Consider the following 22,089-nt stretch of genomic DNA (forward strand, 5'->3'; position numbering starts at 1 on the left):
CCGCTGGGCAACACCGAGAGAGCACCATGGTCAAGATCCGCCTCACCCGCGGCGGCGCCAAGAAGCGCCCCTTCTACCACATCATCGTTACCGACAGCCGTAGCGCCCGCGACGGCCGCAACATCGAGCGCGTCGGTTTCTACAACCCGGTCGCGCAGGGCCAGGAAAAGCGCGTCGAGCTGGATCTCGACCGCATGAAGTTCTGGGTCGACAACGGCGCCCAGCTGACCGACAAGGTCGCCGACCTGTACAAGCAGGCCGCCAAGGCCGCCTGACGCCTTCGGGCCGCGCCTCCGCGGCCCGTCGCATCGAACGCATGAACGCACCGGACGCCGGCCAGCGGATGACTCCCGAAAGGATGATCCCGATGGGCCGGTTGCACGGTGCGTTCGGCGTGCGCGGCGAGGTGAAGCTGGAAAGCTATGCCGACCCGCAGCGCGCCATCGCCCGCTACCTGCCGTGGACGCTGCGCGACGCGCGCGGCAACGAGCGCCTGTGCGAGGGCGCGAAGGTGCGCGAAGGCGGCAAGGGGCTGATCGCCACGCTGCCCGGCATCGAGGATCGCGACGCCGCCGACGCGCTGCGCGGCACCGAGATCCTGGTGCCGCGCTCCGCGCTGCCGCCGCCCGCGCCGGGCGAGTACTACTGGGTCGACCTGGAAGGGCTGCGCGTGGCCAACCTCGAAGGCGCGGATTTCGGCGTCGTCTCGCACCTGTTCGACAACGGCGCCAATCTCGTGCTGGTGGCGCGGGGCGAGCGCGAGCGCATGATCCCGTTCGTGCAGCCGGACTTCGTCCGCGGCGTGGATTTCGACGCCGGCCTCGTCACCGTCGACTGGGACGCCGAGTTCTAGGGCGGTGAAGGGAGGGCGGCGGCCGTTTGTTTTAGGCTTCCACCCGATCCCCCGTTCCGCGCCAGTGCGCTTCCGACCCATGCGCTTCGACGTCATCAGCCTGTTCCCCGAATTCGTCGCCCAGCTCGCCGCGCACGGTGTGGTGGGGCGCGCGGGTGAGCGCGGGTTGCTATCGATCCACGGCTGGAACCCGCGCGACCACGCCGAAGGCAACTACCGCCGCGTCGACGACCGCCCGTTCGGCGGCGGTCCCGGCATGGTGATGCTGATCGAGCCGCTGCGCGCCGCGATCCGCGCGATCCGCGCCGCCGCCCCCGACGTGCCGACGAAAGTCGTCTATCTCAGCCCGCAGGGCCGCCGGCTGGACCAGCGCAAGGTGCGCGAACTGGCCGGCGAGGCGCGGCTGATCCTGCTGTGCGGCCGCTATGAAGGCGTTGACGAGCGCCTGCTGCAGGCCGAGGTGGACGAGGAGATTTCCATCGGCGACTACGTGCTGTCCGGCGGCGAACTGGCGGCGGCGGTGCTGATCGATGCGGTGGCGCGCTTGCAGGACGGCGCCCTGAACGACGCCGAATCTGCGTTGCAGGACAGCTTTGAGGGCGACGGCCTGCTGGACTGCCCGCATTACACCCGCCCGGTCGAGCACGAGCTGGGCCCGGTGCCGGAGGTGCTGCTGTCCGGCAACCATGCGCAGATCGCGCGCTGGCGGCGCCAGCAGTCGCTCGGCCGCACCTGGCTGCGCCGGCCCGACCTGCTGGACGAATCGATGCTGTCGAAGGCGGACCGGGTGCTGCTGGACGAATTCCGCGCGCGCTGGCTGCAGGCGGTCGGCGAGCCCCCGGCCGGGGACGCGTAGGCCGCTGGCGCGGAAGGAAAAATTGCCGCTATAATGCGCGGCTGGGCTATGCCCACGTTCGACAGCTGTCCGTTCCACCGAGCCATGACGCGGGTCCACGTGCACTCGCGCAACAACGACACCAACAGGCGCGTGCCAAAGCACGCAACACGAATCCACAGGTTGAACCCAATGAACAAGCCCTCGATCCACACCCTCGTCCAGGACTTCGAAACCGCGCAGGCTTCGCGCAAGTTGCCCGACTTCGGCCCCGGCGACACCGTCATCGTCAACGTCAAGGTGAAGGAAGGCAACCGCGAGCGCGTGCAGGCCTACGAAGGCGTGGTCATCGGCAAGAAGAATGCCGGCCTGAACTCCGCGTTCACCGTGCGCAAGATTTCCCACGGCTTCGGCGTGGAGCGCGTGTTCCAGACCCACAGCGCCACCATCGATTCGGTGGAAGTGAAGCGTCGCGGCGCGGTGCGCGCGAGCAAGCTGTACTACCTGCGTGGCTTGGAAGGCAAGAAGGCGCGCATCAAGGAAGACCTGGCCGGCAACGCCAAGGCCAAGGCCGCCGCGGCTGCGGCCGCCGAAGCCGCCGCCGAGTAAGGCGCTTTCGCGATCCGCACGACGGCCACCTCCGGGTGGCCGTTTGCGTTTCGGGAACCGGGAACCGACCGTATGCCGATGCCAGACGACACCGCCAGCGTCCGTCTCGACCTGTGGCTGTGGGCGGCGCGCTTCTACAAGACCCGCGCCTTGGCGAAGCAGGCCATCGAGACCGGCAAGGTCGAGATCGGCGGGCAGCGCGCCAAGCCCTCGCGTAGCGTGCGCGTGGGCGACGCGTTGCGCGTCGCGCGCATGGAGGAACGCTTCGAGGTCGAAGTCCTCGCGCTCAGCGACGTGCGCGGCCCGGCCAGCGTGGCGCAGACCCTCTATCGCGAATCCGAAGCGTCGAAGCTCGCCCGCGAACAGGCCCGCGCACAGCGCGCCGCCGAACGCGCCGGCTATCACCCGCCGGAGACGAAGCCCGACAAGCGCGCGCGCCGGCTGATCCGCGCGCTGGGAGACATCGACGCGCTCTGAGCCGCGTCGCCGGCGTGGCGTTTCCCGCGCGCGCCGCTATCCTGCATCGCCCCCGCCCGGGAACTCCCCGCATGACGACGCGCGCCGCCCGCCTGCTGCAGCTGCTGGACGAACTCCGCCGCCGCCGCAAGCCGGTGCAGGGCGCGCGGCTGGCCGAGCAGCTCGGCGTCAGCCTGCGCACGCTGTACCGCGACATCGACGCGCTGCGCGGGCAGGGCGCGGAGATCGCCGGCGATCCCGGCGTCGGCTACCAGCTGCGGCCCGGCTTCCTGCTGCCGCCGATGATGTTCTCGGAGGACGAACTGGAAGCGATGGTGCTGGGCACGCGCTGGGTGGCCTCGCATGCCGACCCGGAGCTCGCGGCGGCGGCGCGCGGCGCGATGGACCGCATCCTCGGCATCCTGCCCGACAGCCTGCGCCTGCAGGTGGAAACCGGCGGCCTGTTCGCGCCGGACTGGTGCCCCGCGCCGCCGGAGCCGTGGCTGCTCACGCTGCGCCACGCCATCCGCGGCCAGCGCGCGCTGCACCTGGCCTATGCCGATGCCGGCAACCGGGTGTCGCAGCGCACGATCTGGCCGTTCGCGATGGCCTTCCTCGACGACCGCCGCCTGCTGGCGGCCTGGTGCGAGCTGCGCGGCGACTTCCGCCATTTCCGAGCCGACCGCGTGCTGGGGCTGGAGGACGCGGGGCGGTGCTATCCGCAGACGCGGCATGCGCTGCTGCGGCGCTGGCGCGAGCAGGAGCGGGCGCGCCAGCGGGAATGAAGACTGCTGACAGGAGTTGTCAGCAGGCCCGCCGCAGACTGCGCGTCCACCCAACGCAGGAACGGCCATGAGCACGCAGTTGCGCTTCTATACCAACCCGATGTCGCGCGCCCGCATCACCCGCTGGATGCTGGAGGAAACCGGCCTGCCCTACGAAGAGGTGCGGCTGGAGTTCGGCACCAGCATGAAGGCGCCGGAGTTCCTCGCCGTCAATCCGATGGGCAAGGTGCCGGCGCTGCTGCACGACGGCGTGGCGATCACCGAGAACGCCGCCATCTGCCTGCACCTGGCCGACCTGGTGCCGGAGCTGGGCCTGCTGCCGCCGCCGGGCACGCCGGAGCGCGGCGCCTGCTACCGCTGGATGCTGTTCGCCAGCCCGCTGGAATTCTTCATCACCGCGCGCCGCCACGGCACGATCGCGCCGTCGATGGAGGCCGGCTACGGCAACGAAGCCGACCTGCTGCGCACGCTGGAAAGCGCGGTGGCGGGCAAGCGCCACGTGGTCGGCGACCGCTTCACCGTGACCGACCTCTACCTGGCCGCGTTCATCGGCTACTACATCCAGATCGGCGAACTGGAGCCCAAGCCGGTGTTCCAGGACTATGCGATGCCGCATCTGCAGCGCCCCGCGGCCCAGCGCGCGAATGCGCGCGACGACGCGCTGGCCAGGCCCGCACCGAAGCTGGAGCCGGCCGAAGCGCACTGACGATCGCCGGGCAACGATGCCGGGTTCTCCGCAACAGTGGGGAGCCCGGCATGCATGCGCCTGCGGGCTATGCCGGCAGGTCGCCGTGCGCCGGCAATTCCACGTTGCGCTGGAACTCGAAGATCAGGCGCGTCTCGATGTGCGCCACTTCCTCGCGCTCGGTCAGCGCACTCAGCGTGAACTGGCGCAGATGCTCGCTGTCGCGCACGCCGACGTGGGCGAGGAAATCGTCCGCCCCGGCCACGTGGTAGCAGGCCAGCACTTCCGGCAGGCCCAGCAGGTGGCGATGGAAGCCGTCGACCAGTGCGCGCGAATGCCGCGCCAGCCGCACCGACACCATCGCCTGCAAGCCCACGCCGATGGCTTCGGGCGCGATCTCCGCGTGGTAGCCCAGCAGGATCTTCGCCTCGCGCATCCGCCGCACCCGTTCCAGCGCGGTGGACGGCGCGATGCCGGTTTTCTCGGCCAGATCCTTGTTGGGCAGGCGCGCATTCTTCCGCAGCAGGCGGAGCAGGGCGTAGTCGATTCGGTCGAGCATGGCGGTAGGCGGCGTTGGCGAAATATCGTTCGGTACGACGGTTTCGTGCCGAACGGGGTTCTAGGATAGCCGCATCCCACCGCATCCGAGGCCGCCATGCACCGTTTCCAGACCACCGCCGTCCACGCCGGCCGCGAGGATTTCGGCGACCTCTGCGTGCACGCGCCGCCGCTGGACCTGTCCACTACCTATCCCATCGCCGATCTCGACGTCGGCAGCGCCAGCTTCGATGCGCTGGTCGGCGGCCACGCCAGCGCCGCCAACCCGATCTACGCGCGCCTGCACAACCCCACCGTGGCCCGCGCCGAGAACGCCATCGCCTCGCTGGAAAGCACCCGGGCCTGCGTGGCCTACGCCTCCGGCATGGCCGCGATGACCGCGGTGCTGCTGGATCGCGCCCAGCACGGCAAGCACGTGCTGGTGGTGCGCCCGCTGTACGGCACCGCCGACCATCTGCTGGCGACCGGCATGTGCGGGCTGGAAGCCGAGTTCGTGCAGGCCGATGAAATCGCCGCGCGCCGCCGCCCGGACACCGCGCTGGTAGTGATCGAAACCCCGGCCAATCCCACCCTCAACCTGGTGGACATCAAGGCGGTGGTCGAAGCGGCCGGCGACGTGCCGGTGCTGGTGGATTCCACCTTCGCCACCCCGGTGCTGCAGCGTCCGGCCGAACTCGGCGCGACCTACGTCCTGCACAGCGCCACCAAGTTCCTCGGCGGCCACGGCGACGTGATCGCCGGCGTGGTCTGCTGCGACGAAGCCCGCGCCGCGCCGCTGCGCACCGTTCGCGCCGCCACCGGCGCGCTGCTGCACCCGCTGGCCGCCTACCTGCTGCACCGCGGCCTGCCGACGCTGAAGCTGCGCGTGGAAGCGGCACAGGCCAATGCGCAGGTGCTGGCCCGGCGCCTGCAGGAGCATCCGGCGGTGGCGAAGGTCTTCTATCCGGGGTTGGCGGGCGCGCATGGCGCGCACCTCGTCGGCACGCAGATGTGCGGGCCGGGCTGCCTGATGGCGTTCGAGCTGCGCGGCGGCCACGAGGCGGCGGCCAAGGCGATGGCCTCGGTGAAGGTGATGACCGCGGCGGTGAGCTTGGGCTCGGTGGACACCCTGATCCAGCATCCCGCCGGCCTGACCCACCGCATGGTGGACGACAAGGTGAAGGCCGCGACCGGCATCACGCCGGGGCTGCTGCGGCTGTCGGTGGGCATCGAGGACGTGGAAGACCTTTGGGCAGATCTCGCGCAGGCGCTGGAGGCCGCGGCGAAGGCGTGATGCCAATATAGACAGGCCGCCCCTGAGGGCGGCCTGCATCGGACGTCAGACCATCCGGTTCGGAACCGCCGGCAGCGCGACGATCAGAAGCGTCGCCAGCGGTCCGACGAACAGCGAGCCGAACCACCAGCCCAGGCCGCTGCGGCCCTTCGACTGGGCCAGGCCGGCGTTGATGAGGGACAGCGTGCCCCAGCCGACGAAGAATTCGGAACTTGCGTGCATGGTGTCTCCAGTGAGGATTGCCGAGCGTCGTATCGGGTGAAGCGCCGAAGCCGCGCCGGTTTGGCGGCGGCTTCAAACGAGCGTTCTGCGGCGTAGGGCGTTTTATTAGCTGCTATTGCTCAGCGCCCGCCGCCCAGCAACCCGCCGCCGATCTTCAACAGATCGCCCAGCCCCAGCTCCCCGTCGCCGTCCTGGTCCAGCACCGCGCCCAGCAGCCCGCCGCCGGGGCCGCCGGCCTGCCGTACCTGCGCGTGCTCCTGCCCGAGGATGTCGCCCAGCACCTGCGGCGAGGCCGCCTGCGGCTGGCCGCCGAACATCCGCTTCGCCAGGTAGGCCATCACGATGGGGGCGAGGATCTTCAGCAGCATCTGCGCCTTGTCGCTGCCGAGGCCGGTGGCCTGGCCGAGGCCGCTCTCCGCGCGCGGCAGCTGGCCGCCGAAGATGTGGCCGAGCTGGCCGAGGCCGTCGGTCTGCCGGTCCTGCTGGCCGCCCAACACCGCGCCGAGAAGGTCGCCGAGACCGCCGCCGGTGTTGTGGTCGCGGCCGAGCGCGCCGAACAGCGCTTCCGCGCCGCCGGGCTGAGCGGTGTTGCGGCCCATCGCGCCGAGGATCATCGGCAGGGCGGCGGCGATGGCGCCGGAGGTCTGCGCGGGGCTGGCGCCGAGCTGCTGGCTGATCTGCTGGAGGGCGGGGCCGGACAGCTGGGAAACGAGATCGTCGGTCAGGGACGGCATGCTGGGCTCCTGCGCGGTGCGGGATGGATGGTGCGGCTAGGGTAACCCGCAACGAAAACGCCGGCAGGGGCGAGCCTGCCGGCGTTCTTTCCCAACCGGGCTGCCCGTTACGCCGCCGGCGGCGTTTCCTCGCCCAGACTGTTCGGCGAGGTGGCGCCCGCGAGCCAGCCGAGCTTGCGCAGCGCGGCGGCCACGCCCGCGCCGTAGGCCGGATCGGCCTTCGTGCAGTTATCGACATGGCGCTGCTTGATGAAGTCCGGCGCATCGCCCATCGCGCGGGCGGTGTTGTCGAACAACGCCTGCTGCTGCGCCGGCGTCATCAGGCGGAACAGGTCGCCGGGCTGCTTGTAGTAGTCGGCGTCGTCCTGACGGAAATCCCAGTGGTCGGCGTTGCCGTCGATCTTCAGCGGCGGCTCGCGGTACTGCGGCTGCTGCTGCCACTGGTGGAAGCTGTTGGGCTCGTAGTGTGGCCGGCTGCCGTAGTTGCCGTCGACGCGGCCGATGCCGTCGCGGTGGTTGCTGTGCACCGGGCAGCGCGCGGCGTTGACCGGGATCTGCTGGTAGTTGGTGCCGAGGCGGTAGCGCTGCGCGTCGGCATAGTTGAACAGGCGCGCCTGCAGCATCCTGTCGGGCGAGACGCCGATGCCCGGCACGAGGTTGCCCGGCGCGAACGCGCTCTGCTCCACGTCGGCGAAGAAGTTCTCCGGGTTGCGGTTCAGCTCGAACTCGCCGACTTCGATCAGCGGGTAGTCCGCGTGCGGCCACACCTTGGTCAGGTCGAACGGGTGATAGGGCACTTTCTCGGCGTCGGCCTCCGGCATCACCTGCACGTACATCGTCCACTTCGGGAAGTCGCCGCGCTCGATGGCGTCGAACAGGTCGCGCTGGTGGGTTTCGCGGTCATGGCCGATCAGTTCGGCGGCTTCGGCGTCGGTGAGGTTCCTGATGCCCTGCCGGGTGCGGAAATGGAACTTCACCCAGAAGCGCTCGCCGGCGTCGTTCCAGAAGCTGTAGGTGTGCGAGCCGAAGCCGTGCATGTGGCGGTAGCTTGCGGGGATGCCGCGGTCGCTCATCACCACGGTGACCTGGTGCAACGCTTCGGGCAGCAGCGTCCAGTAGTCCCAGTTGTAGGTGGCGCTGCGCAGGTTGGTGTGCGGGCAGCGCTTCACCGCCTTGTTGAGGTCGGGGAACTTGAGCGGGTCGCGGATGAAGAACACCGGCGTGTTGTTGCCCACCATGTCCCAGTTGCCTTCCTCGGTGTAGAACTTCAGCGCGAAGCCGCGAATGTCGCGCTCGGCGTCGGCCGCGCCGCGTTCGCCGGCGACGGTGGTGAAGCGGGCGAACAGTTCGGTCTTCTTGCCGACTGCGCTGAAAATCTTGGCGCGCGTGTATTTCGTGATGTCGTTCGTGACGGTGAAGGTGCCGAACGCGCCGGAGCCCTTGGCGTGCATGCGCCGCTCCGGGATCACTTCGCGCACGAAGTTGGCCAGCTTTTCGTTGAGCCATACGTCCTGCGCCAGCAGCGGGCCGCGCGGGCCCGCGGTCATGCTGTTCTGGTTGTCCGGCACGGGCGCGCCGAAGTCGGTGGTCAGGTGGGTCGGCGTGTCGGTCGGCTTGCTCATGGCGGGCTCCGGTGGCGGGTGATGCACCCACATTAGGAGCTGCGATCGATCAATGGAAATCGATTGATGGGATCGAACCGATCATGTCCGGCTATCGATGCCGCGCCGTCGATCAATCCGATGCCGGCCCGTCGATCCGGCGGCTCCAGTCCTCGACCGCGCCCTGTTGCAGGCGGCGTTCGATCAGCTTGCGCCACGAGGGCACCAGCGGCAGGCGCAGCGCGGGTTCCAGCAGGGCGGGATCGAGCGTGCGCCCGTACAGCAGCGCGGCCAGGCGTTGCAGCGTCCAGCCAGGATACGGGCGCTCCGCCAGCGCCAGCGCATCGCCGGCGCGCGCGCTGCCGGGGCGCAGCACGCGGTAGTACCAGCCGGTGCGGCCGGTGGCCTGCACGCGGCGGGCCATGTCCGGCACGTCGAAGCGGTCGTTGAGCTTCCAGCACGGCTGCCGGCCCTGGCTGATTTCCAGCAGCGCATCGCCCAGCGCGAAGCGGTCGCCGAGGCAGACGTCGGCTTCGGTCAGCCCCTGCGTGCTGATGTTCTCGCCGAACGCGCCCGGTGTTTGCAGCAATGGCAGCGCGCCGAGGTCGTCGCGCCAGGCCGCGTAATGGTCGAAGGCGTAGTGGTGCACGGCCTTGTCCGGGCCGCCGTGGACGCGCGGATCGCCCTGTTCGTCGCCGGCGATCCCGAGTTCGCCGATGCGCACCTCGCCGGCCAGCGGCCGCTTGTCGATCCCGCTCAGCGTGCCGGGCCGCGTGTAGGCGCGCGCCTTGCCGGCGAGCAGCGCATCCACCCGCACGGCCGGCGTGCTGCTCACGTCAGCGTCTTCAGCCGGTACAGCGCTTCCAGCGCCTGCTTGGGCGTGAGCTCGTCCGGGTCGATGCCGGCCAGCGCGTCCAGCGCGGCCGACTGCGGCGCGAACAGGCCGAACTGCTGCGGCTGGTCGAGGGCCGGCGCGCTCATCGGCGTGGCGGGTGCATCGCGATTCTGTGATTCCAGTTCGGCCAGCCGCGCGCGCGCCTGTTGCAGCGCGGCTTTCGGCAGGCCGGCCAGCGCCGCGACTTGCAGGCCGAAGCTGCGGTTGGCGGGGCCGGGACGCACCGCGTGCATGAACACCAGCGCGTCGCCGTGCTCGACCGCATCCAGATGCAGGTTGGCGATGCCGCTGCCTGGTTCGGCCAGCGCGGTCAGCTCGAAGTAGTGCGTGGCGAACAGCGTGTAGCTGCGATTGCTTGCCGCCAACTGCCGCGCCACTGCATCGGCCAATGCCAGGCCGTCGTAGGTCGACGTGCCGCGCCCGATCTCGTCCATCAGCACCAGCGACTGCGCGGTGGCGTGGTGCAGGATGTAGGCGGTCTCGCTCATCTCGACCATGAAGGTCGATTGCCCGCGCGCCAGGTCGTCGCCCGCGCCGATGCGGGTCAGGATGCGGTCGATCGGGCCGAGCGTCGCCTTGGCTGCAGGCACGAAGCTGCCGATGCAGGCCAGCAGCACGATCAGCGCGTTCTGGCGCATGAAGGTGCTCTTGCCGCCCATGTTCGGGCCGGTGATGACGTACATCCGCGTCGCGTCGTCGAAGACAAGATCGTTCGGCTCGAACGGCGCGTCGCGCAGCGCTTCTACCACCGGATGCCGGCCGCGCTCGATGGCGATGCCGGGTTCCTCGCGCAGCGCAGGCATGCTCCAGTCCAGCGCCAGCGCGCGTTCGGCGAAGCAGGCCAGCACGTCGAGTTCGCTCAGCGCCAGCGCGCAGCGGCGCAGCGATTCCAGCACCTCGTTGAGCAGGTCGAGCACGCCGTCGTACAGCAGCTTCTCGCGCGCCAGCGAACGTTCGCGCGCGGACAGCACCTTGTCCTCGAAGCTCTTCAGCTCCTCGGTGATGTAGCGCTCAGCGCCGGTCAGGGTCTGGCGGCGGGTGTAGTGCACGGGCGCCTTGTCGCTCTGGCCCTTGCTGATCTCGATGAAGTAGCCGTGCACGCGGTTGTAGCCGACCTTGAGGTTGGCGATGCCGGTGGCCTCGCGCTCGCGCGCCTCGAGGTCGATCAGGAACTGGTCGGCGTGGGTGGACAGCCGGCGCAGCTCGTCGAGTTCGACGTCGTAGCCTTCCGCGATCACGCCGCCGTCGCGCGCCAGCAGCGGCGGCTGGGCGACGATGGCGGAACGCAGGGCATGCGCGGTGGCGTCGTGTTCGCCGAGCTCGGCATGCAGCGCCTGCAGGCGCGGGGAGTCCAGCGGCGCCAGGATCTCGCGCACGGCGGGCAGCAGCGAAAGGCCGTCGCGCAGGGTGGAAAGATCGCGCGGACGCGCGCTGCGCAGGGCCACGCGCGAGAGGATGCGCTCCATGTCGCCGAGGCTGCGGAAGGATTCGCGCAGCAGCTCGTCGGCGCGGTGCTCGATCAGCGTCTGCACCGCGTGGTGGCGCTCGCCGACCGTGCGGCGGTCGCGCAGCGGGCGGTGCAGCCAGCGCCGCAGCAGGCGGCCGCCCATCGGGCTGACGGTGGAATCCAGCACGCCCAGCAGGGTGGCCTTGACGTCGCCGTCGATGCGCGAATCCAGCTCCAGGTGGCGGCGCGTGGCTGCGTTCATGGCGATGGCCTCGTCGCTGGTTTCCAGCGCGATCGCGCGCAGGTGCGGCAGGCGCTGCTTCTGGGTTTCCTCGACGTAGCCCAGCAGCGCGGCGGCGGCGGCGATCGCCAGCGGGCGCTCGTCGATGCCGAAGGCGGTGAGGTCGTGCACGCCGAAGAACTGCAGCAACTGGCGGCGGCCGGAATCGGCGTCGAACAGCCACGGCGCGCGCCGGCGCAGGCCGCGCGCTTCCAGTACGCAGGCGGGCCAGTTTTCTTCGTCGGGCACCAGCGTTTCCGCCGGTTGCAGGCGGGCCAGCTCGGCTTCCAGCGCGTCCTCGCCGCTCACTTCGTTCGCCCGCAGCCGGCCGCTGGCGAGGTCGGCCCAAGCCAGCCCGTAGCCGTGCCTGCCGCGCGAGATCGCCAGCAGCAGGGTGTCGCGGCGCTCGTCCAGCAGCGCCTCGTCGGTGACCGTGCCGGGGGTGACGATGCGCACCACCTTGCGTTCCACCAGCCCCTTGGACGCGGCCGGATCGCCGATCTGCTCGCAGATCGCCACCGATTCGCCCAGCGCCACCAGCCGCGCCAGATAGCTTTCGTAGGCGTGGTGCGGCACCCCGGCCATCGGGATCGGCTGGCCGGCGGAGTTGCCGCGCTGGGTCAGGGTGATGTCGAGCAGCCGCGCCGCCTTGCGGGCGTCGTCGTAGAACAGCTCGTAGAAGTCGCCCATGCGGAAGAACAGCAGCACGTCCGGATGCTCCGCCTTGGCGGCGAAGAACTGCTTCATCAGGGGCGTGTGTTCTGCGGTCATCCGGCGGTCTGACTGGTGTGGGCCGGATAGTTTGCCCGAAGCGGCCGGCCGGCTGGTTGCCGCGGCGCCGGCCGGGTATGCTGGCGGCGACCTCGCGCGGCCATTCCCCCACGTGGCCGACGGCGCAGGTGCCTTGGGCGTCCACAAAAAATTTCGGTCTCGTCGCAGCCACGAGTGGGGGAAGGTCATGCTTCGCAAGCAAGCGCAACGCAGTTCGCTGTCCGCGGCCGTCGTCGCCGGACTGGTTTCCATGTTCGCCCTGCCTGCGCTGGCGCAGGATGCGGCGCCGTTCGCCCCGCAGAAGGAGGCGAAGACGCTCGATACGCTGGTGGTCACCGCGCAGAAGCGCGAGGAGGTCATGCAGGACGTGCCGGTGGCGGTCACCGCGCTGTCGCAGCAGACCCTGCAGGACACCGGCGTGCGCGACATCAAGGATCTGCAGGTGCTGGTGCCGGGCCTGACCGTGACCAGCACGCAGAGCGAGGCGATCACCACCGCGCGCATCCGCGGCATCGGCACGGTGGGCGACAACGTCGGGCTGGAGTCGTCGGTCGGCGTGGTCATCGACGGCGTGTACCGCCCGCGCAATTCGGTGGGCTTCGGCGACCTGGGCGAGTTGGAGCGCGTCGAGGTGCTGAAGGGCCCGCAGGGCACGCTGTTCGGCAAGAACACCTCGTCCGGCGTCATCAACGTGATCACCCGCAAGCCGGGCTTCGAGCGCGAGGCCGAGGGCGAGGTGACGTTCGGCAACTACGGCGCGCTGGGGCTGGCGGGTTCGTTCAACACGCCGCTGGGCGACTACGCCGCGCTGCGCGTGTACGCCGCGCACCGCAACCGCGACGGCTGGATGAGGGTGGTCACCGGCGCCGGCCCGCGCACGGAAGACCGCGACTACGACCAGGATTTCGACACCTTCCGGCTCAAATTCCTGCTCGCGCCCGCGGACAACGTGGAGATCGTGCTGTCGGCGGACTCCACCCGCCGCGACGAGAACTGCTGCACGGCGGTGCAGTTGGTCAGCGGCGAAACCTCGGCGCTGATCGACAAGCTGGGCGGCGGCAACGCCATCGCCCGGCCTGCCGATCCGTGGGCGCGCACGGCCTACAGCAACCGCAGCACCGCGCAGAAGATCAGCGACAGGGGCGTGCAGGGCGAAGTCAACGTCGACCTGGACGCGCTGGGCGGCGCCCGTTTCTCCTCGATCACCGCCGGCCGCGACTGGGACGCCGTCAACGGCCGCGACTTCGACTTCAGCACCGCCGACCTGATCTACATGAACCCGGAGGAGGGCGAGTCCTACAGCCGGTTCAAGACCTTCAGCCAGGAGTTCCATCTGGCCGGCGCCACCGACAAGGTGGACTGGCTGTTCGGCGCGTTCTACAGCAAGGAAACCATCGAGCGCACCGAAAGCTACCGGATCGGCGCGGCCTACGAGCCCTACCTGTCGATCGGCCTGCTGTCGATGATCAACCCGGCGCTGGCGTCGCTGCCGAACGCCGCGACCTTCATGGCCGACGCCACCGGCCGGCCGTTCGGCACCGTCTTCGCCGGGCTGGGCGCGCTGGACCACTACATGCAGGAGGCCAAGAGCACCGCGCTGTTCACCAACAACACCTGGCACGCCAGCGACGCGCTCGACGTCACCCTGGGCCTGCGCTACACCCGCGAGACCAAGGACCTGCATTCGGCCTACAGCAATCCCAACGGCAGCGCGGGCTGCGCGTCGTTCTTCGGCCCGAACGGCGTCAGCCCCGCCGCCATCGGCCGCATCGCCGCCGCGCTGACCGCCCGCGGCGTGCCGTTCGCGTCGCTGCCCTCGGCCAACCAGCAGGCCCTGCTCAACAACATCGTCGGCTACGGCTGCTTGCCGTGGGCCAACGTGATGCACGCGGGCCGCGTCACCGACCAGTCCCGCAGCGAGAACGAATGGTCGGGCACGCTGAAGGCGGCGTACCGCTGGAACGAGCATGCGATGACCTACCTGTCGTACGCGCGCGGCTACAAGGCCGGCGGCTTCAACCTGGATCGTGTGCAGTCTTCCAACGGCCTGTCCAGCGGAGGCTCCGGCATCACGCCGGTCGACGACACCTCGTTCCCCGGCGAATTCGTCGACAGTTGGGAGCTGGGCGCCAAGACCACCTGGGCCGGCGGCAACCTGCTGCTCAACGCGGCGCTATTCCACCAGACCTACAGCGACTTCCAGCTCAACAGCTTCCTCGGCACCAGCTTCGTGGTGCGCTCGATCCCCGAGGTGGTGTCGAAGGGCCTGGACGCCGAACTGCTGTGGCAGGCCACGCCCGCGCTGATGCTGCAGGCCGGCATGATGTACGCCGACACCAAGTACGGCGACGACATCCCGGGCTGCGATTTCGTCGGACCAGGCGCAACTACGGCCCAGTGCCCGTCCATCGGCGCGCTGTACAAGTTGCCGGGCGCGCAGATGAGCTTCGCGCCGAAGTTCTCCGGCTCGTTGTCGGCGACCTACGAGTGGGACATCGGATCGAGCCTGGAAGGCCGCTTCAACATCGGCGGCAAGTATATGTCCAAGTACAACACCGGCTCCGACCTCGACGTCGAGAAGATGCAGGACGCCTACACGGTGGTGAACGCGCGCCTCGGCATCGGCGCCCGCGACCGCAAGTGGCAGCTGGAACTGTGGGCGCTGAACCTGTTCGACCAGGACTACGTGCAGGTCGGCTTCGACGGCCCTCTGCAGGCGCTGGGCACGCCCGAGCCGGGCAACCCCAAGAACACCTACAACGCCTTCCTCGGCGCGCCGCGCATGTACGGAGCGACGCTGCGGTTCCGCTTCTGATTTTTTCGGCTGAAAGCCCGTGCTTCCGACCGGCCCACTCGCGGGCCGGTTTTGTTTTCCGCGCCGGATGCGCTACAACGCGCACACGTCCACGCCGGGTCCGCCGATGAACGCCCCCACCGATGCCGAGCTCGATGCGCTGTCCGCGGCCACCGGGCAGCGCCTGCTGGCGCTGCGGCACATGCTGGTCACCGCCGAGAGCTGCACCGGCGGCTGGATCGCCAAGTGCATGACCGACGTACCCGGCTCCTCGGCCTGGTTCGACTGCGGCATGGTCGCCTACAGCTACGAGGCCAAGCAGGCGCTGCTGGGCGTGCGCCCGCAGACGCTGGAGCAGTTCGGCGCGGTCAGCCGCGAGACCGTGGTGGAAATGGTGTCCGGCGCGCTGGTGCATTCCGGCGCGACGATCGCCGTCGCGGTGACCGGCATCGCCGGCCCCGGCGGCGGCAACGAGGACAAGCCGGTCGGCACGGTCTGGGTCGGCTGGAAGCGGCGCGGCGGCTACGCCCGCGCCGAGGTGTTCCATTTCGAGGGCGACCGCGACGCGGTGCGTCGGCAGACCGTCGCGGCGGCGCTGCGCGGGCTGGAGTGGCAGCTGGGCTGATTTCCGCTGTTGACGGACAGGGTTGTTAGTAGTATTACTACTAACCATGGATCTGACCGATACCCAGCGCGCCATCCACGCCTTCATCGCCGAGCGCATCGAGGCCGAAGGCTTCGCTCCCTCGCAGGCGGAAATCGCCCGCGCCTTCGGCTTCAAGGGCGTGCGTGCCGCGCAATACCATCTGGAGGCGCTGGAGGCGGCCGGCGTGGTCGAGCGCAGCCCCGGCCGCGCCCGCAGCCTGCGCCTGCTGCAACTGCCGGACGGCCCGCGCCAACTCGACCTGCCCGCCAACGACGACACCCTGCAACTGCCGGTGCTGGGCCAGGTGGCCGCCGGCGTGCCGATCGGCGCCGACATCGGCAGCGACCGCATGGTGCTGATGGACCGCGCCCTGTTCTCGCCCACGCCCGACTACCTGCTCAAGGTGAAGGGCGATTCCATGCGCGACGAGGGCATCTTCGACGGCGACCTGATCGGCGTGCATCGCACCTCCGAGGCGCGCAACGGCCAGGTCGTGATCGCCCGCATCGACGACGAGATCACCGTCAAGCTGCTGAAGATCGGGCAGGGCCGGGTTCGCCTGCTGCCGCGCAACCCGGACTACGCGCCGATCGAGGTGCAGCCGGGGCAGGACTTCGCCATCGAAGGGTTGTACTGCGGCCTGGTGCGTCCGAATGCGTAAGCCGCCGAGGCCCGGCCGGGCGGTTTCCCGATGCCGCGGCCGGGCATCCCGTGCGATTTTTTCGATGCCGGCCTGCGCTGTCGCAGCCTGTGCGACCCACCCCGTCTAGCCTGACCCCATTCCAGAGATCACCGACTTGAGGAGCACCACGATGGACGAGAACAAGAAGCGCGCGCTTGCGGCCGCCCTGGGCCAGATCGAGAAGCAGTTCGGCAAGGGCTCGGTGATGCGCATGGGCGACCGCACCGTGGAAGCGGTGGAAACCGTCGGCACCGGTTCGCTGATGCTGGACATCGCGCTGGGCATCGGCGGCTTGCCCAAGGGCCGCGTGGTGGAAATCTACGGGCCGGAATCCTCCGGCAAGACCACCCTGACCCTGCAGGCCATCGCCGAATGCCAGAAGCAGGGCGGCACCTGCGCCTTCATCGACGCCGAGCACGCGCTCGACCCGATCTACGCGCAGAAGCTGGGCGTGAACCTCGACGACCTCTACCTGTCGCAGCCGGATACCGGCGAACAGGCGCTGGAAATCGCCGACATGCTGGTGCGCTCCAACGCCGTGGACATGGTGGTGGTGGACTCGGTGGCCGCGCTGACCCCGAAGGCCGAAATCGAAGGCGAGATGGGCGACCAGCTCCCCGGCCTGCAGGCCCGCCTGATGAGCCAAGCCCTGCGCAAGCTGACCGGCAACATCAAGCGCAGCAATACCCTGGTCATCTTCATCAACCAGCTGCGCCAGAAGATCGGAATCATGATGCCTGGCCAGAGCAATGAAGTGACCACCGGCGGCAACGCGCTGAAGTTCTACGCCTCGGTGCGCCTGGACATCCGTCGCATCGGCAGCATCAAGAAGGGCGACGAGGTCATCGGCAACCAGACCCGCATCAAGGTGGTCAAGAACAAGCTGGCGCCCCCGTTCAAGCAGGTCATCACCGAAATCCTGTACGGCGAAGGCATCAGCCGCGAAGGCGAACTGATCGACATGGGCGTGGACGCCAAGCTGGTCGAAAAAGCCGGTGCCTGGTACAGCTACGACGGCGAGCGCATCGGCCAGGGCAAGGAAAACGCCCGCCAGTACCTCAAGGAAAACCCGGCCTCTGCGCAGAAGCTGGAAGCCGCGCTGCGCGAGAAGTTCGTGCCCGAGGACGCCGGCCGCGACGAAGGCGCCGGCGACGACGAGTGAGCGAATCCGGCGGCGGCGACGATGCGGTGTCCTCGTCAGCGCCGAAGCGTCGCCGCCGCCCGGAACCTACGCCCGTCCAGCGCGCGCTGGGCCTGCTGACCCGGCGCGAGCATTCCCGGCTGGAGCTTGCTCGCAAGCTCCAGCAGCGGGGAGTGGAGCGCGAGGAAGCTGCTTCCGTCATCGACAAGCTGGCCGATGCCGGCTGGCAGGATGACGCCCGGTTCGCGGAATCGCTGGTGCGCAGCCGCGCCGGCAGCGGCTACGGTCCGGCCTATATCCGTGCCGAACTGGGCACGCACGGCCTCGGCAGCGAGGTCGTATCTGCCGCGATGGACGGCTTCGAGGGCGACTGGACGGAAAGCGCTCGCGACCTGCTGCGCCGTCGCCATCCGCAGGCGCTGGCCGGAGATCGCGATGCCCAACGCAAGGCGGCGGATTTCCTGCTGCGGCGCGGCTTCGGAATGGAGCAGGTGCGCGCGGCATTGGACGCCGAATAAGTTCCACCCACTGAAACTAAGCCGGGCCGCCGGATGAAACTCGTCGAAATCCGCACCTACAAGCTGAAAGCCGGTTCCGCCGGGCGGTTCGTGGCGGCATTCCGGGATGCGCTGCCGCTGGTGCGGGAAAGCGGCATGGATGTCGTGGCGTTCGGTCGCTCGGACCACGAGCACGAAAGCTTCTACCTGATCCGGGCCTACAACGACAGGGCCCACCTGGAAGCGCAGCAGAATGCGTTCTATTCGTCGGATGCCTGGCGGAAGGGACCGCGCGCGCCGCTCCTCGCCTGTCTTGACGACTACCTCAACACGCTGGTCTGGCTCTCGGAGCAGAGCGTCGAGGACCTGCGCGCCAACAATGGTCTCGCCCCGCAGGCTGGCGTCGTTTCGTAAACGCCCTGATTAGGTGCTGCCGCCTGGGCGTAACGGGCGTTGGTCAGTCGCTGCCCTGTCGCCAGCTCATTCGAATGAGCCACAGGTGAGCATGAGCCTGCGGACACGGTCGTACCGTCTGAGCGGAAACATGGATGTGAGCCCCGAGGTCAGAGTCGGGTGCAGGCTTGAAGCAGCGAGCGCGTCAGGTGCGGGGTAGGCGCCATACCGTCGACTTGCCGCTTTGGGGCACCCATCTCCGGACAGCCTCCCGCCATCGCCTGTAAACTGGCCCGATTGGGTTGCCAACTCGGTTTCGCGGCCGCATCTTCAGCGGTTCGCGGGCGCAGCGCTGCCCGCCACTCCCGATGCCCGCATGCATATGATCGCCCAAAGCCCGCCAGCCAAGACCACCTCCGACATCCGCCGCGACTTCCTCGATTTCTTCGCCTCCAAGGGCCACACCATCGTCCCGTCCGCGCCATTGGTGCCGGGCAACGATCCGACCCTGCTGTTCACCAACTCCGGCATGGTGCAGTTCAAGGACGTGTTCCTCGGCGCGGAAAAGCGCAGCTACGTGCGCGCGGCGGACGTGCAGCGCTGCCTGCGCGCGGGCGGCAAGCACAACGACCTCGATTCGGTGGGCTACACCGCGCGCCACCACACCTTCTTCGAGATGCTCGGCAACTGGTCGTTCGGCGACTACTTCAAGAAGGAAGCCATCGCCTGGGCTTGGGAATTGCTCACCGAGGTCTGGAAGCTGCCGAAGGAGCGCCTGCTCGCCACCGTCTATCACACCGACGACGAGGCCTACGACATCTGGCTGAACCAGATCGGCCTGCCGCCGGAGCGCATCATCCGCATCGGCGACAACAAGGGCGCGCCGTTCGCCTCCGACAACTTTTGGCAGATGGCCGACACCGGCCCCTGCGGCCCCTGCTCGGAAATCTTCTACGACCACGGCCCGGAGCACTTCGGCGGCCCCCCGGCTCGCCGGACGAGGACGGCGACCGCTACATCGAAATCTGGAACAACGTGTTCATGCAGTTCGACCGCGCCGCGGACGGCACCCTGACGCCGCTGCCCGCGCCCTGCGTGGACACCGGCATGGGGCTGGAGCGCATCACCGCGATCCTGCAGCACGTCCATTCCAATTACGAAATCGACCTGTTCCAGACGCTCATCCAGCGCGCCGCCGAGCTGACCGGCACCGCCGACCTGGAAAACAAGTCGCTGCGCGTGATCGCCGACCACATCCGCGCCTGCGCCTTCCTGATCGTGGACGGCGTGCTGCCCTCGAACGAAGGCCGCGGCTACGTGCTGCGCCGGATCATCCGCCGCGCCCTGCGCCACGGCTGGATGCTGGGCGTGCGCGAGCCGTTCTTCCACAAGCTGGTGGCGACGCTGGACGCGCTGATGGGCGACGCCTACCCGGTGCTGCGCGAAGGCCGCGCCACCGCCGAGCGCGCGCTCAAGGCTGAAGAGGAGCGCTTCGCAGAAACGCTCGACTCGGGCATGAAGATTTTCGACGACGTGGCCGCTCGCGTCAGCGACAAGACCATCCCCGGCGCCGACGCCTTCCGCCTGTACGACACCTACGGCTTCCCGCTCGACCTCACCCAGGATATGGCGCGCGAGCGCGGCATGTCGGTGGATGTGGCCGGCTTCGACGCCGCCATGGAGCACCAGAAGGAAACCGCCCGCGCCGCCGGCAAGTTCGGCGGCGGCGTGCAGCTGCCGGCGGAACTCGTATCGCAGCTCGCGCCGACCCAGTTCCTCGGCTACGAAACACTGGCCGCCGACGGCCTGACCGTGGTCGCGCTGCTCAAGGACGGCAAGCCGGTCGATGCCATCGCCGCCGGCGACGAGGCCATCGTCCTGCTCGACCGCACCCCGTTCTACGGCGAATCCGGTGGCCAGGTCGGCGATACCGGCACGCTGTCGGCGAACGGTGGGCAGTTCGCGGTGGCCGACACGCTCAAGCTGGCCGGCCAGTTCCACGGCCACCTCGGCAAGCTGCAGTCCGGCTCGCTCGGGAAGGGCGACGTGCTGGCCGGCGCTGTGGACGCCGCCCGTCGCGGCGCGGTGGTGCTCAACCACAGCGCCACCCACCTGCTGCACGCGGCCCTGCGCGACGTGCTGGGCACCCACGTCCAGCAGAAGGGCTCGCTGGTCGCGCCGGATCGTCTGCGCTTCGACTTCTCTCACTTCCAACCGATGACGGCGGAAGAGCTGGCCGAGGTCGAGCGCCGCGTCAACGCCGAGGTGCGCGCCAACCACGAGGGCGAAGTGCGCCACATGGGCATGCAGGAAGCGCTGGATTTCGGCGCGATGGCGCTGTTCGGCGAGAAGTACGGCGAGCGCGTGCGCGTGCTGCGCTTCGGCCCGACTTCCACCGAACTCTGCGGCGGCACCCACGTCGGCCGCACCGGCGACATCGGCCTGTTCAAGATCGTCTCCGAGGGCGGCGTGTCCGCCGGCGTGCGCCGCATCGAGGCGGTGACCGGGCAGGGCGCGTTGGACTACGTGGCCGAGGAAGAACAGCGCCTGCACGAGGCCGCGCATCTGCTCGGCGGCAACCCCGCCGACCTGGCCGGCAAGCTGCATGCATTGCTGGATCGCCAGAAGAAGCTGGAGCGCGAAGTCGAGGCGCTCAAGGCCAAGGCCGCGTCCAGCGCCACCGGCGACCTCGCCGGGCAGGCGCAGGACGTCGCCGGCATCAAGGTGCTCGCGGCGCGGCTGGAAGGCTTCGATGCCAAGGCCCTGCGCGACGCGATGGACCGGCTCAAGCAGCAGCTGGGCGATGCCGTTGTCGTGCTCGCGGGCACCGACGCCGGCAAGGCCGCGCTGGTCGCCGGCGTCAGCGGCGCGGCGCTGGGCAAGGTCAAGGCCGGCGACGTGCTGGGCGACGTCGCCCGCCAGACCAACGGCAAGGGCGGCGGCCGTCCGGACATGGCGCAGGGCGGTGGCGAGGACGGGCCGGCGCTGCTGGCCGCCTTGGACAACGTGCCGGCCTGGGTGCGGCAGAAATTGCAGGCTTGAGCATCGACCGGGCCGTTGTGCCTGAAGTTGGCTTGTGGAATGCGAAGTCCGGCAAGTATGATCGGGCCGACTGTTCGGAAAATCCGCACCTGCGACCGGCAGGTACACATATGGCTGCAGCGACAGGGGAGTTGCGATGTTGATCTTGACCAGGCGAGTAGGTGAAACCCTGATGATCGGCGATGCGATCACCGTCACCGTGCTCGGCGTGAAGGGCAACCAGGTGCGGATCGGCATCACCGCGCCCAAGGACGTGGCCGTGCACCGCGAGGAGATCTACCAGCGCATCCAGGGCGGCGAGGAGCCGAGGGACGAAGAAAAAACCTCCTGAGGTTTGCCGGATCGCCTTTCGTTCTGTATCCTTGCCGGCTCGCGTTTCGCCTCACGGAGACTTGCCCGAGAGGCCGAAGGGGCTCCCCTGCTAAGGGAGTATGGGGTCAAAAGCTCCATCGAGGGTTCGAATCCCTCAGTCTCCGCCATCGCGGCGAAACGCGAAACACCCGCACCGAACCGGAAATTTTCCGTTGACGTGCACCAAGCGGTTCTGCATAATTCCGCTTCTGCGCCCGTAGCTCAGTTGGATAGAGCACCAGGCTACGAACTTGGGGGTCGGAGGTTCGAATCCTTCCGGGCGCGCCACCATAAAAGCTGAAAGAAGGGCCAACGGATTTTTCCGGTTGGCCCTTTTGTTTGCGCGATTTCGTGCGTGTCAATTCCGCACCCAGTCTGGCTGTTCATCGATATCGGCTTACACCCTCGCGGTCATGGAACATCGATCCGTGAACTGCGCGAGTGTGCAGGCTGCTTGATCATTTGCTGATGTTGGGCGTGCCCGCTTTGGTTGGTATGTCCCTGGTCTAGTTGCTGGTTGCGATGCGGGGGTTCTTGTT

General features: G+C 68.9%; 21 protein-coding genes, 2 tRNA genes and 1 pseudogene. 18 read left to right on the plus strand and 6 right to left on the minus strand.

Features of this window, described 5'->3' with window-relative positions:
* Positions 1-26: 26 nt before the first annotated feature.
* The 7 genes from rpsP to H9L17_RS14160 all read left to right on the plus strand — a co-directional run bounded on the left by rpsP (position 27) and on the right by H9L17_RS14160 (position 4,244).
* On the plus strand, positions 27-275 hold the full coding sequence (rpsP, locus tag H9L17_RS14130; protein WP_187570052.1) for a 30S ribosomal protein S16: 249 nt from the start codon (positions 27-29) through the stop codon (positions 273-275).
* Between the two features lie 68 nt (positions 276-343).
* Positions 344-853 carry a ribosome maturation factor RimM gene (gene rimM / locus H9L17_RS14135; protein WP_246455235.1) on the plus strand — a complete coding sequence of 170 codons (510 nt, stop codon included), beginning with the start codon at positions 344-346 and terminating at the stop codon, positions 851-853.
* 79 nt (positions 854-932) lie between these two features.
* Entirely contained in the window at positions 933-1,709 is a 777-nt protein-coding gene (trmD, locus tag H9L17_RS14140) for a tRNA (guanosine(37)-N1)-methyltransferase TrmD (protein ID WP_187570054.1), read from the plus strand.
* Positions 1,710-1,880: 171 nt separating this feature from the next.
* The gene (gene rplS / locus H9L17_RS14145) at positions 1,881-2,297 is read left to right on the plus strand and encodes a 50S ribosomal protein L19 (protein ID WP_187570055.1); all 417 of its coding nucleotides are present in this window, start codon (positions 1,881-1,883) and stop codon (positions 2,295-2,297) included.
* A 78-nt stretch (positions 2,298-2,375) separates the two neighbouring features.
* A complete protein-coding gene (locus H9L17_RS14150; RefSeq protein ID WP_246455101.1) occupies positions 2,376-2,774 on the plus strand; it encodes an RNA-binding S4 domain-containing protein in 399 nt (132 codons plus the stop codon).
* A gap of 71 nt (positions 2,775-2,845) precedes the next feature.
* Positions 2,846-3,538, plus strand: a complete 693-nt coding sequence (locus H9L17_RS14155) for a helix-turn-helix transcriptional regulator (protein ID WP_187570057.1) — start codon at positions 2,846-2,848, stop codon at positions 3,536-3,538.
* Positions 3,539-3,605: 67 nt separating this feature from the next.
* Positions 3,606-4,244, plus strand: coding sequence for a glutathione S-transferase family protein (locus H9L17_RS14160; RefSeq protein ID WP_187570058.1), 639 nt, complete (start codon positions 3,606-3,608; stop codon positions 4,242-4,244).
* 67 nt (positions 4,245-4,311) lie between these two features.
* Here H9L17_RS14160 and H9L17_RS14165 read toward each other — a convergent pair whose 3' ends face one another.
* The gene (locus tag H9L17_RS14165) at positions 4,312-4,782 is read right to left on the minus strand and encodes an Lrp/AsnC family transcriptional regulator (protein WP_187570060.1); all 471 of its coding nucleotides are present in this window, start codon (positions 4,780-4,782) and stop codon (positions 4,312-4,314) included.
* 96 nt (positions 4,783-4,878) lie between these two features.
* On the opposite strand from H9L17_RS14165, the gene H9L17_RS14170 reads away from it, so the two are divergent.
* Positions 4,879-6,054: a trans-sulfuration enzyme family protein gene (locus tag H9L17_RS14170; RefSeq protein WP_187570061.1), complete on the plus strand. Its 1,176-nt coding sequence runs from the start codon at positions 4,879-4,881 to the stop codon at positions 6,052-6,054.
* A 45-nt stretch (positions 6,055-6,099) separates the two neighbouring features.
* On the opposite strand, the gene H9L17_RS14175 is transcribed toward H9L17_RS14170, so the two are convergent.
* The 5 genes from H9L17_RS14175 to mutS all read right to left on the minus strand — a co-directional run bounded on the left by H9L17_RS14175 (position 6,100) and on the right by mutS (position 12,004).
* Entirely contained in the window at positions 6,100-6,276 is a 177-nt protein-coding gene (locus tag H9L17_RS14175; protein ID WP_187570062.1) for a hypothetical protein, read from the minus strand.
* Positions 6,277-6,395: 119 nt separating this feature from the next.
* Positions 6,396-7,010 (minus strand): DUF937 domain-containing protein, encoded by a 615-nt coding sequence (locus tag H9L17_RS14180; RefSeq protein WP_187570063.1) that lies wholly within the window; start codon positions 7,008-7,010, stop codon positions 6,396-6,398.
* 107 nt (positions 7,011-7,117) lie between these two features.
* Positions 7,118-8,632 (minus strand): catalase, encoded by a 1,515-nt coding sequence (locus H9L17_RS14185; RefSeq protein ID WP_187570064.1) that lies wholly within the window; start codon positions 8,630-8,632, stop codon positions 7,118-7,120.
* A 112-nt stretch (positions 8,633-8,744) separates the two neighbouring features.
* Positions 8,745-9,446, minus strand: a complete 702-nt coding sequence (locus H9L17_RS14190) for an MOSC domain-containing protein (RefSeq protein WP_187570065.1) — start codon at positions 9,444-9,446, stop codon at positions 8,745-8,747.
* The gene (gene mutS, locus H9L17_RS14195) at positions 9,443-12,004 is read right to left on the minus strand and encodes a DNA mismatch repair protein MutS (RefSeq protein WP_187570066.1); all 2,562 of its coding nucleotides are present in this window, start codon (positions 12,002-12,004) and stop codon (positions 9,443-9,445) included. The genes H9L17_RS14190 and mutS overlap by 4 nt, the downstream gene beginning before the upstream one ends.
* A gap of 250 nt (positions 12,005-12,254) precedes the next feature.
* Here mutS and H9L17_RS14200 point away from each other — a divergent pair, with 250 nt between their 5' ends.
* From H9L17_RS14200 to H9L17_RS14245, 10 genes and pseudogenes are all read left to right on the plus strand, one after another.
* Positions 12,255-14,819 (plus strand): TonB-dependent receptor, encoded by a 2,565-nt coding sequence (locus tag H9L17_RS14200; RefSeq protein WP_223158061.1) that lies wholly within the window; start codon positions 12,255-12,257, stop codon positions 14,817-14,819.
* A gap of 106 nt (positions 14,820-14,925) precedes the next feature.
* Complete coding sequence (locus H9L17_RS14205; protein ID WP_187570068.1) at positions 14,926-15,423, plus strand: CinA family protein; 498 nt, start codon at positions 14,926-14,928, stop codon at positions 15,421-15,423.
* A 46-nt stretch (positions 15,424-15,469) separates the two neighbouring features.
* Complete coding sequence (lexA, locus tag H9L17_RS14210; protein ID WP_187570070.1) at positions 15,470-16,105, plus strand: transcriptional repressor LexA; 636 nt, start codon at positions 15,470-15,472, stop codon at positions 16,103-16,105.
* Positions 16,106-16,256: 151 nt separating this feature from the next.
* Positions 16,257-17,288 carry a recombinase RecA gene (gene recA / locus H9L17_RS14215; protein ID WP_187570071.1) on the plus strand — a complete coding sequence of 344 codons (1,032 nt, stop codon included), beginning with the start codon at positions 16,257-16,259 and terminating at the stop codon, positions 17,286-17,288.
* Positions 17,285-17,785, plus strand: a complete 501-nt coding sequence (gene recX, locus H9L17_RS14220; RefSeq protein WP_425507360.1) for a recombination regulator RecX — start codon at positions 17,285-17,287, stop codon at positions 17,783-17,785. Before recA ends, recX begins: the two co-directional genes overlap by 4 nt.
* 33 nt (positions 17,786-17,818) lie before the next feature.
* Entirely contained in the window at positions 17,819-18,178 is a 360-nt protein-coding gene (locus H9L17_RS14225) for a putative quinol monooxygenase (RefSeq protein WP_187570072.1), read from the plus strand.
* A gap of 361 nt (positions 18,179-18,539) precedes the next feature.
* Positions 18,540-21,199, plus strand: a pseudogene (gene alaS / locus H9L17_RS14230) (alanine--tRNA ligase).
* A gap of 136 nt (positions 21,200-21,335) precedes the next feature.
* Entirely contained in the window at positions 21,336-21,530 is a 195-nt protein-coding gene (csrA, locus tag H9L17_RS14235; RefSeq protein ID WP_187570074.1) for a carbon storage regulator CsrA, read from the plus strand.
* A 55-nt stretch (positions 21,531-21,585) separates the two neighbouring features.
* Positions 21,586-21,678, plus strand: a tRNA-Ser gene (locus H9L17_RS14240).
* An 83-nt stretch (positions 21,679-21,761) separates the two neighbouring features.
* A tRNA-Arg gene (locus H9L17_RS14245) sits at positions 21,762-21,838 on the plus strand.
* Positions 21,839-22,089 lie beyond the last annotated feature (251 nt).

It is taken from the genome of Thermomonas brevis, assembly GCF_014395425.1.
Taxonomy (GTDB): domain Bacteria; phylum Pseudomonadota; class Gammaproteobacteria; order Xanthomonadales; family Xanthomonadaceae; genus Thermomonas; species Thermomonas brevis.

What these genes read in the sequence shown, in the direction of transcription:
- H9L17_RS14185 (WP_187570064.1), bottom strand. Translation starts at nt 8,632, where the DNA reads ATGAGCAAGCCGACCGACACGCCGACCCACCTGACCACCGACTTCGGC.
- rimM (WP_246455235.1), top strand. Translation starts at nt 344, where the DNA reads ATGACTCCCGAAAGGATGATCCCGATGGGCCGGTTGCACGGTGCGTTC.
- recA (WP_187570071.1), top strand. Translation starts at nt 16,257, where the DNA reads ATGGACGAGAACAAGAAGCGCGCGCTTGCGGCCGCCCTGGGCCAGATC.
- trmD (WP_187570054.1), top strand. Translation starts at nt 933, where the DNA reads ATGCGCTTCGACGTCATCAGCCTGTTCCCCGAATTCGTCGCCCAGCTC.
- H9L17_RS14225 (WP_187570072.1), top strand. Translation starts at nt 17,819, where the DNA reads ATGAAACTCGTCGAAATCCGCACCTACAAGCTGAAAGCCGGTTCCGCC.
- H9L17_RS14170 (WP_187570061.1), top strand. Translation starts at nt 4,879, where the DNA reads ATGCACCGTTTCCAGACCACCGCCGTCCACGCCGGCCGCGAGGATTTC.
- lexA (WP_187570070.1), top strand. Translation starts at nt 15,470, where the DNA reads ATGGATCTGACCGATACCCAGCGCGCCATCCACGCCTTCATCGCCGAG.
- H9L17_RS14165 (WP_187570060.1), bottom strand. Translation starts at nt 4,782, where the DNA reads ATGCTCGACCGAATCGACTACGCCCTGCTCCGCCTGCTGCGGAAGAAT.
- csrA (WP_187570074.1), top strand. Translation starts at nt 21,336, where the DNA reads ATGTTGATCTTGACCAGGCGAGTAGGTGAAACCCTGATGATCGGCGAT.
- rplS (WP_187570055.1), top strand. Translation starts at nt 1,881, where the DNA reads ATGAACAAGCCCTCGATCCACACCCTCGTCCAGGACTTCGAAACCGCG.
- H9L17_RS14160 (WP_187570058.1), top strand. Translation starts at nt 3,606, where the DNA reads ATGAGCACGCAGTTGCGCTTCTATACCAACCCGATGTCGCGCGCCCGC.
- H9L17_RS14205 (WP_187570068.1), top strand. Translation starts at nt 14,926, where the DNA reads ATGAACGCCCCCACCGATGCCGAGCTCGATGCGCTGTCCGCGGCCACC.
- rpsP (WP_187570052.1), top strand. Translation starts at nt 27, where the DNA reads ATGGTCAAGATCCGCCTCACCCGCGGCGGCGCCAAGAAGCGCCCCTTC.
- H9L17_RS14175 (WP_187570062.1), bottom strand. Translation starts at nt 6,276, where the DNA reads ATGCACGCAAGTTCCGAATTCTTCGTCGGCTGGGGCACGCTGTCCCTC.
- H9L17_RS14150 (WP_246455101.1), top strand. Translation starts at nt 2,376, where the DNA reads ATGCCAGACGACACCGCCAGCGTCCGTCTCGACCTGTGGCTGTGGGCG.
- H9L17_RS14200 (WP_223158061.1), top strand. Translation starts at nt 12,255, where the DNA reads ATGTTCGCCCTGCCTGCGCTGGCGCAGGATGCGGCGCCGTTCGCCCCG.
- mutS (WP_187570066.1), bottom strand. Translation starts at nt 12,004, where the DNA reads ATGACCGCAGAACACACGCCCCTGATGAAGCAGTTCTTCGCCGCCAAG.
- H9L17_RS14155 (WP_187570057.1), top strand. Translation starts at nt 2,846, where the DNA reads ATGACGACGCGCGCCGCCCGCCTGCTGCAGCTGCTGGACGAACTCCGC.
- H9L17_RS14180 (WP_187570063.1), bottom strand. Translation starts at nt 7,010, where the DNA reads ATGCCGTCCCTGACCGACGATCTCGTTTCCCAGCTGTCCGGCCCCGCC.